10 protein-coding genes and 2 tRNA genes are annotated in these 10,690 nt (G+C 59.8%); 4 read left to right on the top strand and 8 right to left on the bottom strand.

Annotation, left to right across the window (positions count from 1 at the left end):
* Window positions 1-189: 189 nt before the first annotated feature.
* Both BLL38_RS27650 and BLL38_RS27645 read right to left on the bottom strand, forming a co-directional pair.
* Window positions 190-266: transfer RNA gene (locus tag BLL38_RS27650), tRNA-Asp, on the bottom strand.
* A 19-nt stretch (window positions 267-285) separates the two neighbouring features.
* A tRNA-Val gene (locus tag BLL38_RS27645) sits at window positions 286-361 on the bottom strand.
* Between the two features lie 159 nt (window positions 362-520).
* Between BLL38_RS27645 and rdgC the strand changes: the two genes are divergently transcribed.
* The 3 genes from rdgC to sugE all read left to right on the top strand — a co-directional run bounded on the left by rdgC (window position 521) and on the right by sugE (window position 2,911).
* On the top strand, window positions 521-1,441 hold the full coding sequence (gene rdgC / locus BLL38_RS27640; RefSeq protein ID WP_032859287.1) for a recombination-associated protein RdgC: 921 nt from the start codon (window positions 521-523) through the stop codon (window positions 1,439-1,441).
* A gap of 92 nt (window positions 1,442-1,533) precedes the next feature.
* Entirely contained in the window at window positions 1,534-2,490 is a 957-nt protein-coding gene (locus tag BLL38_RS27635; RefSeq protein WP_076965108.1) for a bile acid:sodium symporter family protein, read from the top strand.
* A gap of 106 nt (window positions 2,491-2,596) precedes the next feature.
* Window positions 2,597-2,911 (top strand): quaternary ammonium compound efflux SMR transporter SugE, encoded by a 315-nt coding sequence (gene sugE, locus BLL38_RS27630; protein ID WP_065943540.1) that lies wholly within the window; start codon window positions 2,597-2,599, stop codon window positions 2,909-2,911.
* A 106-nt stretch (window positions 2,912-3,017) separates the two neighbouring features.
* Here the strand turns inward: sugE and BLL38_RS27625 are convergent, their stop codons facing one another.
* From BLL38_RS27625 to BLL38_RS27615, 3 genes are all read right to left on the bottom strand, one after another.
* Entirely contained in the window at window positions 3,018-4,892 is a 1,875-nt protein-coding gene (locus tag BLL38_RS27625; RefSeq protein WP_076965107.1) for an MFS transporter, read from the bottom strand.
* A 66-nt stretch (window positions 4,893-4,958) separates the two neighbouring features.
* Window positions 4,959-6,113, bottom strand: a complete 1,155-nt coding sequence (locus BLL38_RS27620; RefSeq protein ID WP_076965106.1) for a TDT family transporter — start codon at window positions 6,111-6,113, stop codon at window positions 4,959-4,961.
* 92 nt (window positions 6,114-6,205) lie between these two features.
* Window positions 6,206-7,390: an MFS transporter gene (locus BLL38_RS27615; protein ID WP_076965105.1), complete on the bottom strand. Its 1,185-nt coding sequence runs from the start codon at window positions 7,388-7,390 to the stop codon at window positions 6,206-6,208.
* A 90-nt stretch (window positions 7,391-7,480) separates the two neighbouring features.
* On the opposite strand from BLL38_RS27615, the gene BLL38_RS27610 reads away from it, so the two are divergent.
* Window positions 7,481-8,026, top strand: a complete 546-nt coding sequence (locus tag BLL38_RS27610; RefSeq protein ID WP_076965104.1) for a TetR/AcrR family transcriptional regulator — start codon at window positions 7,481-7,483, stop codon at window positions 8,024-8,026.
* A gap of 199 nt (window positions 8,027-8,225) precedes the next feature.
* On the opposite strand, the gene BLL38_RS27605 is transcribed toward BLL38_RS27610, so the two are convergent.
* From BLL38_RS27605 to BLL38_RS27595, 3 genes are all read right to left on the bottom strand, one after another.
* Window positions 8,226-9,005 (bottom strand): ABC transporter permease, encoded by a 780-nt coding sequence (locus BLL38_RS27605; protein ID WP_032859275.1) that lies wholly within the window; start codon window positions 9,003-9,005, stop codon window positions 8,226-8,228.
* Window positions 9,002-9,934 (bottom strand): ABC transporter ATP-binding protein, encoded by a 933-nt coding sequence (locus tag BLL38_RS27600; protein ID WP_032859273.1) that lies wholly within the window; start codon window positions 9,932-9,934, stop codon window positions 9,002-9,004. The genes BLL38_RS27605 and BLL38_RS27600 overlap by 4 nt, the downstream gene beginning before the upstream one ends.
* Window positions 9,935-10,068: 134 nt before the next feature.
* Entirely contained in the window at window positions 10,069-10,686 is a 618-nt protein-coding gene (locus BLL38_RS27595) for a glutathione S-transferase family protein (RefSeq protein ID WP_032859271.1), read from the bottom strand.
* Window positions 10,687-10,690 lie beyond the last annotated feature (4 nt).

The raw sequence follows: 10,690 nt of genomic DNA, 5'->3' as shown, positions 1-10,690 counted from the left end.
CCTCTGGCTAACACTTCCCCTTGCCGGGTGTGTAGAGGACTTTCACCTCCCAGTCACCAGCGTGGCCACCACAGCCAAGCTGGTTGCGCTTGCGCGCAACGCGCCATGCCTGGCGCACCAACAAAAAGCCCGCTCAATGAGCGGGCTTTCTGTGGTCACCTGGCGTTCAGCGTTCCAGGTTACCGAATATGGCGCAGCGGACGGGACTCGAACCCGCGACCCCCGGCGTGACAGGCCGGTATTCTAACCGACTGAACTACCGCTGCGCGTAACACATGAAGCGAATGGTGGGTGATGACGGGATCGAACCGCCGACCCTCTGCTTGTAAGGCAGATGCTCTCCCAGCTGAGCTAATCACCCTTCGTTTCGGTGTGGCGCGCATTCTACGGAGCGACCCCTAGTCTGGCAAGCACTTTCTTAAATCTTTTTTTTCAGCCCTTCCAATGGCTTAGGCAGGGTTGGCCTCAGACGCTATCAAGAGAATAATGCCCCACTTTGTATAAAGGAGAGACTCATCCCATGTGGTTCAAAAACCTGCTTATCTATCGCCTGACCCAAGATCTGCCTGTTGATGCCGAGGCGTTGGAAACTGCAATGGCCACCAAACCGGCGCGCCCTTGTGCAAGCCAGGAGTTGACCACTTACGGTTTCGTCGCGCCTTTTGGTAAAGGTGAAGACGCGCCCCTGGTGCACGTCAGCGGTGACTTCCTGCTGATCGCTGCGCGCAAGGAAGAACGTATCCTGCCGGGTAGCGTGGTGCGTGATGCGGTGAAGGAAAAGGTCGAAGAGATCGAAGCCGAGCAAATGCGCAAGGTCTACAAAAAGGAACGCGACCAGATCAAGGATGAAATCATCCAGGCGTTCCTGCCACGTGCCTTTATCCGTCGCTCGTCGACCTTCGCCGCCATCGCGCCGAAACAGGGCCTGATCTTGGTGAACTCGGCCAGCCCCAAGCGCGCCGAAGACCTGCTGTCGACCCTGCGTGAAGTGATCGGCACCCTGCCGGTACGCCCACTGACCGTGAAAACCGCGCCAACCGCCGTGATGACCGACTGGGTCACCACCCAGAAACCGGCCGATGACTTCTTCGTCCTCGACGAATGCGAACTGCGCGACACCCACGAAGACGGCGGTATCGTGCGCTGCAAGCGCCAGGACCTGACCGGCGAAGAAATCCAGCTGCACCTGAGCACAGGCAAAGTCGTGACCCAACTGTCCCTGGCCTGGCAGGACAAATTGTCCTTCATGCTCGACGACAAGATGACGGTCAAGCGCCTGAAGTTCGAAGACCTGCTGCAAGACCAGGCCGAACAGGACGGCGGCGACGAAGCCCTGGGCCAACTGGATGCCAGCTTTACCTTGATGATGCTGACCTTTGGCGACTTCCTGCCGGCGCTGGTGGAAGCACTCGGCGGTGAAGAGACCCCGCAAGGCATCTAAGCCGTGTGAAGATCAAAATGTGGGAGCTGGTTTGCTCCCACATTTGATCCGGTTTCCACCCTGGTTACTTTTCTAATAATAAGGACATCCCCATGCGTGCACTCGCCGCCCTGAGCCGCTTCGTCGGCAATACCTTCGCCTACTGGGTGTTGATCTTTGCCGTGCTTGCGTTCCTGCAGCCCAGTTGGTTTATCGGCCTCAAAGGCGCCATCGTGCCGCTGCTGGGCCTGGTGATGTTCGGCATGGGGCTGACCCTCAAACTTGAAGATTTCGCCGAGGTCGCTCGCCACCCGTGGCGTGTGGCACTGGGTGTGGTCGCACAGTTTGTGATCATGCCCAGCGTGGCCTGGTTGCTGTGCCAGGTCTTCCAACTGCCGCCGGAAATCGCCGTCGGTGTGATCCTGGTCGGTTGCTGCCCAAGCGGCACCTCCTCCAATGTCATGACCTGGCTGGCCCGTGGCGACCTCGCGCTGTCGGTAGCTATCTCCTCCATCACCACCCTCCTCGCCCCGCTGCTGACGCCAGCGCTGATCTGGCTGCTGGCCTCGGCCTGGCTGCCGGTGTCGTTCATGGAATTGTTCTGGTCGATCCTGCAAGTGGTGGTGCTGCCTATCGTCCTTGGCGTAGCAGCCCAACGCCTGCTGGGGCCCCGTGTGCGGCACGCCGTTGAGGTATTGCCACTGGTATCGGTGGTCAGCATCGTGCTGATCGTCGCAGCCGTAGTCGCAGCGAGCCAGGCGAAGATCGCCGAATCGGGCCTGCTGATCATGGCGGTGGTGATGCTGCACAACAGCTTCGGCTACTTGCTCGGTTACTTCACCGGCCATGTGTTCAAACTGCCGCTGGCGCAACGCAAGTCGTTGGCGCTGGAAGTGGGCATGCAGAACTCCGGGTTGGGTGCTGCGCTGGCGAGTGTGCACTTCTCGCCACTGGCGGCGGTGCCAAGCGCACTGTTCAGCGTCTGGCACAATATTTCCGGGGCGTTGTTGTCGACGTATTTCCGCCGGATGAGCGAAAAAGAAGACCGCAAGACCCTCGCCGAAACTTGATCGGACGCGGGCTTTTCGGCACTCTACGCACCTTCGCGGGGACGACCCCGCGACTCGTTTGAGCATTCAATCCGGGGACGGCCCCACTTCTAAAAGGAAGGTCTTTATGTCCTGGGTCATTCTGTTTTTCGCCGGGCTGTTTGAAGTTGGCTGGGCCGTCGGCCTGAAATACACCGACGGTTTCAGCAAACCGCTGCCCACCGCTCTGACGATTGCCGCCATGGCCGTCAGCCTTGGCCTGTTGGGGCTGGCCATGAAGGAGTTGCCGCTGGGCACCGCCTATGCCATCTGGACCGGTGTCGGTGCAGTGGGCACGGTGATCGCCGGGATTATCCTGTTTGGCGAGTCCATGGCGCTGTTCCGGTTGGCCAGTGTGGCGTTGATCATTGCCGGGTTGATTGGTCTCAAGATCAGCGCCTAGGCCACCACCGTCATCGCGAGCAATCCCGCTCCCACATTTGATGTGGGAATACATTCAAATGTGGGAGCTGGCTTGCCTGCGATGAGGCCCTTAAATCCGAAAAAACCTACCTGACACTCCCCCGCAACGCCCCAACCTGTTCCTGCAAGGCTTCTGGCGTCGCCTGCTCCACCGCCAACGGCGGCCCCGCCACCAACGTTACCCGCGACCAGATCCGGTGAAAGATCCCCTTGTTCGGATCGCGGCTGAAAAAGCTCCCCCACAACCCTTGCAACGCCATGGGAATCACCGGCACCGGCGTCTCCTCAAGAATCCGCGTCACCCCACTCTTGAACTCGTTCATCTCACCGTCGGCGGTCAATTTGCCTTCCGGGAAGATACACACCAGCTCACCGTCCTTCAGGTATTGGCTGATACGCTGGAAGGCCTTTTCGTAGATCTCCAGGTCTTCATGGCGCCCGGCAATCGGAATCGTCCCGGCCGTGCGGAAGATAAAGTTAAGCACCGGCAAACGGTAGATCTTGTAATACATCACAAAACGAATCGGCCGACGCACCGCCCCACCAATCAGCAATGCATCGACAAACGACACATGGTTGCACACCAGCAACGCCGCGCCTTCGTCCGGGATATGTTCCAGGTTGCGATGCTGCACGCGGTACATGGAGTGGCCAAGCAGCCAGATCATGAAGCGCATGGTGAACTCGGGAACAATCCTGAAGATGTAGGTATTGACCGCAATGTTAAGCAGCGACACCACCAGGAACAGCTCGGGGATCGACAGCTTGGCCACGCTCAGCAGCAAGATGGTGACAATCGCCGAGACCACCATGAACAGCGCATTGAGGATGTTATTGGCGGCAATCACCCGCGCCCGCTCGTTCTCGGCGGTGCGCGACTGGATCAGGGCGTACAGCGGCACGATGTAGAAACCGCCAAACACCCCAAGGCCAAGGATATCGGCCAATACCCACCAGGCCTGGCCATAGCTCAAGACCGTCAGCCAATCGTTGGCCTGGACGTTCTGCGGGAAGCCGCCAGAGTGCCACCACAGCAACAGGCCAAACACCGTCAGGCCGAACGAGCCAAAAGGCACCAGGCCGATTTCCACCTTACGCCCGGAGAGTTTTTCGCAGAGCATCGAGCCCAGGGCGATACCGACCGAGAATACGGTGAGGATCAGGGTGACCACAGTCTCATCGCCATACAGCCACTCTTTGGCGTAGGCCGGAATTTGCGTGAGGTAGATCGCCCCGACAAACCAGAACCACGAGTTGCCGACAATCGAGCGCGACACGGCGGGCGTTTGCCCCAGGCCCAGGCGCAAGGTGGCCCAGGACTGACTGAAGATATTCCAGTCCAGGCGCATCTCGGGGCTCGATGCCGCCGCGCGAGGGATGCCACGGCTGGCCAGGTAACCCAGCACGGCAATGGCGACAATCGCGGTGGACACCACCGGCGCGTAGTGGGTTGAGGACATCATGACCCCGGCACCGATGGTCCCGGCGAGGATCGCCAGGAACGTGCCCATTTCCACCAGGCCGTTGCCGCCCACCAGCTCTTCTTCACGCAGGGCCTGGGGCATGATCGAGTACTTCACCGGACCAAACAGCGCCGAATGGGTACCCATGGCAAATAGCGCCAGTAGCATCAATTCCAGGTGGTTGGTCATGAAGCCCACGGCGCCGACGGCCATGATCACGATCTCGCCGATCTTGATCGCGCGGATCAACGCATCCTTGTTGAATTTCTCGCCAAACTGCCCGGCCAGGGCCGAGAACAGGAAGAACGGCAGGATAAACAACAAGGCGCAGAGGTTGACCCAGATCGAGCGGTCGCCCTCGATGGCCAGCTTGTAGAGAATGGCGAGAATCAACGACTGCTTGAAGATATTGTCGTTGAACGCCCCCAGGGACTGGGTGATGAAGAACGGCAAAAAGCGCCGTTTGCGCAGCAAGGTGAATTGCGAGGGGTGACTCATCGTCCGTGTTCCTGCGTGGCCTGAAGGCTTTATTGGTTTTCAGGCCACGACTTTACCTAATCCTGCTTACTTATTCCCCAATCCTGCAATGCACGGTGAAACAAACAGCTCACCTTTATAGGCACCCTGCACCGTGCGCTTGCTGACAACCAGCCACATCAGGGCCAGGGCGGCGACCAGCACGCTGCCGGTCACGCTGAAAAATGCCAGGTGCAAGGTACTGCCCAGTTTCAGCGTGGTCAGGGCATACACCCCCAACGGGAAGGTAAAGCCCCACCAGCCCAGGTTGAACGGAATACCGGCGCGCAGGTAACGCAGGGTGATCAGCACCGCGATCAACATCCACCACAAGCCAAGGCCCCACAGGGTGATGCCGGCAACCAGCCCCAGGCCTGCGGCAATCTCACCGATCCCGGCAAAACCATTGGCGGCGAAGATGGCCGGCGCGTCCTGGCCCAGCAGCAACATGCCCAGGGCGCCGGTGCCGATCGGGCCAAGGGCCAGCCAGCTCGACGCCGCCATATTGGCGTGGGGCAGTTTATGCAGGGCCATGCGCAGCATCAGGATGGTCAGAATGCTGAAGGCCACGGGCAGGGAAAATGCCCAGAGCACGTAGCTGGTCACCAGCATCACCAGTTGCGAATGGACATCGGCCAGGTGCGGCGCCAACAAGCCACCACTGGCGGCGGCGACTTCGGCGGCCACCACCGGCAGCAGCCAGACGGCCGTCATCTGGTCGATGCTGTGCTCCTGACGGGTAAACATCATGAACGGGATCAACACCCCGCACGCCAAGGCCATGGCCACGTCCAGCCACCACAGGGCTTGAGCCAGTTGCACCACGCCCTCGCCCCAGTGCGGCAGGCCAAACAGCAGCAGGCCATTGATGATGGTCGCCAGGCCCATGGGGATGGTGCCGAAAAACATCGAGACCGTGGAGTGCCCGAAAATCCGCCGTGCCTCGTCGTAGAACATCACCCAGCGCGCCGCATATAAGCCGCTGAACAACACAAACAGGAAAATCGTCAGCAGCCACAGCCCTTCGGCGATGGCATAGACACCCGGCAGTTGCACCGGCAATTGCGCCAGGGCCAATGCCAGCACGCCGGTCCCCATGGTGGCGGCGAACCAGTTGGGGGTGAACTGGCGAATCACTTCCCTGGGGCCGGCCAGGTGGCTGAACGGCTTGTAACTGCTGTTGATGCTATTGGGGCACGTCATGGCTAAATCCTCTTCCTCGTATGAGGTTGAGCCCATGATAGAAGCCGAACGAATATCTATATAACGGGTAATATCTCTAACTGTTATCTGTTTTACCTATATACAGCCTTGACGGGTGCCTGCCTCATCAAGCCAATCAAGGCGCCGAGCGCCAATATGATCAACACCACACCGTAGCCGTCAGTGGTCGCGATCAGGCCAAAACTGCGGGTCAGGTTGCCTGCCAGCAAAGACGGCAGGCAAAACGCCAGGTAACTCAGGACGTAAAACGCCGACATCAACCCGGCCCGCTCATGGGGCAACGCCAGGGGCACCACGCTGCGCACCGCCCCAAGAAAACCTGCGCCAAAGCCGCTGCCAGCAATCAGCGTGGCGAAGAAAAACAGCGGCAGGCTGGCGCTGTGGACAGCAGCGAGGATCAACGCGACACCCACAGCCAACAGGCTTGCCCCCAGGCGCAGCACCTTGTCTGCCGGGCGATTGCGCAGGCTGAAGATCATCAGCGCACCGCTCAAGGTCAACACCGCAACCAGACCGCCACCGATCAGGTTGGAGGTCGATCCGGTCGCCGCCCGCACCAGCGACGGTGCCAGCGACAAGTAGAAACCGCCCATCGCCCACACGGCGATATCCACCGGCAACGACAGCCACAAGGCCCTGCGCGCCTGGGGCGGCACGTGCAAAGTCGGCCATAGCGAAGCCAGCGCACCCGACATGCGGCTGACACTCTCCCGCAGCCGCCACACAGACAGGCTCTGCAACAGCATCAGCCCGAACAAGGCCCAGTAGATCAACTGAGTGGGCAACGGCGCGAACTCCACCAGCAAACTGCTGCCCATGGCGCCACAGGCCATGCCCAGCAACGGCGCGACACTGTTGACCAACGGGCCCTGCTGGCGGTCGATATCGAGCAACGCGGCCCCCAGCACGGCGGTGGCCATGCCCGTGGCAAACCCTTGCAAGGTGCGGGCAGCAATCAGCCAGGCGACACTGTCCGCGTGGATAAACAGCAGCATCGCCAGCATATTCAGGACCAACGCGACAAAGATCACGGGTTTGCGCCCCAGGTGATCCGACAGCGAGCCGACCGTCAGCAACGCCGCCAACAGGCTCAAGGCATACACCCCAAAGATCAGCGTCAGGGTACCGGCGGAAAAATGCAGGCCTTCCTGGTAAAGGTGATACAACGGCGTCGGCGCGCTGGAGGCCGCGAGAAACGTCAGCAGAGTGATCGCCAGGAACACCAGGCTAGAACGGTGAGAAGTGACGCTGGACATGGGCATGCTCCGCTAAAGCTAATATTTTGCTTTTGCGCAGTGTGCTACTGCATCGAGCTTAAAGCAAATTCTTTGTGTTAAGGTTTTGACATGGCGATAAAAGAAGGCCTCCGCCCGGGGGGCCGCAGTGCCCGGGTACAAGAGTCGGTTCATTCGGCGGTGCGTCAGTTGCTCCAGGAGCAAGAGCGCGCCAGCGTGACCGTGCCCCAGATCGCCGCGCGCGCAGGCGTGACACCTTCGACGATTTACCGGCGCTGGGGCGATCTGGCCGCCCTGCTCGCCGACGTCGCCCTAGCGCGCATGCGCCCGGACAGCGAACCGGCCAACACCGGCAGCCTGCGCGGCGACCTGCGGGCCTGGGCCGAGCAATACCTGGACGAGATGAGTTCGGAACCGGGGCGCAACATGATGCGCGACGTGCAGTGCAGCCAGACGCCGGGGTATTGCGTGACGATTCTGGGCGGGCAGTTGCAGGTGATTCTGCAGCGTTATCAGGGGGGCGGCCAGGCATTGCCCAGCGTAGATCGGCTGATCAACTTGCTGGCGGCGCCAACGGTATTTCGGATTCTGTTTGCTAGCGAGCCGATGCAGGTTGAAGAGCTGCATGAGCTGATCGAAATCGCCCTGCAGCCCTAAGCCACACACAAATCCAAATGTAGGAGCGAGCTTGCTCGCGAAGGACGTCAACGATAACGCGTGTTTGCTAGATAACCGCGGCGCTCTCAAGTTCTTCGCGAGCAAGCTCGCCCCTATAAAAAAGGCTTAACTGACTGGCATCAGGGCAAGCCCGCACACAAGCCTACCCCAACATTTTTGAGCCTGTTCGGCTGGATGCTTAGGTCCGCATCCCACGCCCACTCACCAGCAACCGCGCGCATCCGATGTACAACACCACCGTGGCCACGATCATAAAGGTGATCGCCACGCTGATCTTGATATCCGACACGCCGAGGATCCCGTAGCGGAAGGCGTTGACCATATGCAGCACCGGGTTGGCCAGCGATACGGTCTGCCAGAACGGCGGCAGCAAGGTGATCGAGTAAAACACCCCGCCCAGGTAGGTCAGCGGGGTCAGCACAAAGGTCGGGATGATCGAGATGTCATCGAAGTTGCGCGCAAACACTGCGTTGATAAAGCCCAGCAGCGAGAAGATCGTCGCCGTCAGTACCACCACCAGGATGGTCACCCCCAGGTGATGCACCTGCAGGTCGGTGAAGAACATCGACAGCACCGTCACAATCGCCCCGACCATCAGGCCGCGCAGCACGCCGCCCAGGGTGTAGCCGATCAGGATGGTGTGCGGCGAGACCGGCGAGACCATCAGTTCTTCGATGGAGCGCTGGAACTTGCTGCCAAAGAAACTCGACACCACGTTGCCGTAGGAGTTGGTGATCACCGACATCATGATCAGCCCCGGCACGATGTATTCCATGTAAGTGAAGCCACCCATATCGCCAATCTGCCGGCCGATCAGGTTACCGAAGATCACGAAGTACAAAACCATGGTGATCGCTGGCGGCAGCAGGGTCTGCGGCCAGATGCGCATGAAGCGCTTCACTTCGCGATAGACGATGGTGTTAAGCGCTACCAGGTTGGGTTGGAACTCGGAACTCATACCGCCACCTTCGCCAGATTTTTCTCCACCAGGGACACGAACAACTCCTCAAGGCGATTGGTTTTGTTACGCAGGCTCAACACTTCAATGTTCTGCGTGGCCAACTGGCTGAACAGCGCAGTAATGCCCATGGCTTTATCGACCTGCACCTCCAGGGTGTGGCTGTCCACCAGGCGGCTTGGGTAGCCGATCAGTTGGGGCGGCACGGACAGGTTGTTCTTCAGGTCGAGCAGGAACGTCTCGACATGCAACTGACCCAGCAGGTTACGCATGCTGGTGTTTTCGACGATGGTGCCGTGGTCGATGATGCCGATGTTGCGGCACAACTGTTCAGCCTCTTCCAGGTAATGGGTGGTGAGGATGATCGTGATGCCTTTCTGGTTCAGCTCGGTGAGGAAAGTCCACATCGAGCGACGCAATTCGATGTCCACCCCGGCCGTCGGCTCGTCGAGGATCAGCAGGCGCGGCTCGTGCACCAGGGCGCGGGCGATCATCAGGCGGCGCTTCATGCCGCCGGACAGGGAGCGTGATGGCACGTCGCGCTTGTCCCACAGGCCCAACTGGGTCAGGTACTGCTCGGCGCGTTCCTTGGCGATTTTCGGCGGGATGCCGTAGTAACCGGCCTGGGTCACCACGATATCGAAGGTCTTTTCAAACTGGTTGAAGTTGAACTCCTGGGGCACCACGCCAATGCTGCGCTTGAGCGCGGCCGGGGATTTATCCAGGTCATGGCCAAAGATATTCACCGTGCCACTGGTCTTGTTGACCAGGGTCGAGAGAATACCGATGGTGGTGGACTTGCCGGCGCCGTTAGGGCCGAGCAAGGCGAAGAAATCACCTTCGGCGACATCCAGATCGATACCACTCAGGGCCTGGAAACCGTTGCCGTAGGTTTTGGTTAGCTGCCGGATGGACAGAGCGGAACTCATATCGGATTACGCACCAAGGAAGGAAATAGAAACAATAGGTAAGGGCGCACTGCACGCAATACAACTGCGGGGCACGGCAGGCATGGTGCTTGCGTGCGCCGCACAAGTACAGTCACCCGTATTAATAGTCAGTATTAAGTCAACGCGGTCATCACCGCCTTTTGATAGGCCGGGCGTTGCTGCAAACGCTGGTACCAGGCCTCCAGATTAGGCATCGAGGGCCGTTCGATAGGCATCTCGAACCAGGCGTAGATAAAGCTGCCCAGGGGGATGTCACCCATGCCGATCTCGTTGCCCGACAGGTAGGGCTGCGTGGCCAGGGCCTGCTCCACCGTGCCCAATGCCTCGATGCAGGCCTGGCGACCGGCATGGATGTTGTCCCAGTTCTGTTTCTCGGCGGGGGTGCGCAGCACGCCCCAGAACACGATCTTGAACGGCTCGGCCAGTGTCGAGGTGGTCCAATCCATCCATTTCTCGGCATTGGCCCGCGCTTGCAGGTCACTCGGGTACCAACTCGATGCCTGTTTGGCGCAGAGGTAGCGCACGATGGTGTTGGACTCCCACAACACAAAATCGCCATCTTCGATCATCGGCACCCGGCCATTGGGGTTCAGCGCCCGGTATTGCGGGGTATCGACCACGCCAAAAGCCCCGCCCGCATCAATTGCCTCATAGTCCAGGCCCAGTTCCTCGGCGCACCACAGTGCTTTCCTGACGTTTGATGAATTTTTACGACCCCAGATCTTCAGCATGATC

Source organism: Pseudomonas gessardii (assembly GCF_001983165.1).
In the GTDB taxonomy this organism is placed as follows: domain Bacteria; phylum Pseudomonadota; class Gammaproteobacteria; order Pseudomonadales; family Pseudomonadaceae; genus Aquipseudomonas; species Aquipseudomonas gessardii.
The sequence above is the reverse complement of the archived record's forward strand: the minus strand, read 5'-3'. Positions and strand labels throughout refer to the sequence as shown.

Excerpts from the sequence above, each read along its gene's own strand:
- BLL38_RS27595 (WP_032859271.1), bottom strand. The coding sequence starts at position 10,686 with ATGCTGAAGATCTGGGGTCGTAAAAATTCATCAAACGTCAGGAAAGCA.
- BLL38_RS27620 (WP_076965106.1), bottom strand. The coding sequence starts at position 6,113 with ATGACGTGCCCCAATAGCATCAACAGCAGTTACAAGCCGTTCAGCCAC.
- rdgC (WP_032859287.1), top strand. The coding sequence starts at position 521 with ATGTGGTTCAAAAACCTGCTTATCTATCGCCTGACCCAAGATCTGCCT.
- BLL38_RS27635 (WP_076965108.1), top strand. The coding sequence starts at position 1,534 with ATGCGTGCACTCGCCGCCCTGAGCCGCTTCGTCGGCAATACCTTCGCC.
- BLL38_RS27625 (WP_076965107.1), bottom strand. The coding sequence starts at position 4,892 with ATGAGTCACCCCTCGCAATTCACCTTGCTGCGCAAACGGCGCTTTTTG.
- BLL38_RS27610 (WP_076965104.1), top strand. The coding sequence starts at position 7,481 with ATGGCGATAAAAGAAGGCCTCCGCCCGGGGGGCCGCAGTGCCCGGGTA.
- sugE (WP_065943540.1), top strand. The coding sequence starts at position 2,597 with ATGTCCTGGGTCATTCTGTTTTTCGCCGGGCTGTTTGAAGTTGGCTGG.
- BLL38_RS27615 (WP_076965105.1), bottom strand. The coding sequence starts at position 7,390 with ATGTCCAGCGTCACTTCTCACCGTTCTAGCCTGGTGTTCCTGGCGATC.
- BLL38_RS27600 (WP_032859273.1), bottom strand. The coding sequence starts at position 9,934 with ATGAGTTCCGCTCTGTCCATCCGGCAGCTAACCAAAACCTACGGCAAC.
- BLL38_RS27605 (WP_032859275.1), bottom strand. The coding sequence starts at position 9,005 with ATGAGTTCCGAGTTCCAACCCAACCTGGTAGCGCTTAACACCATCGTC.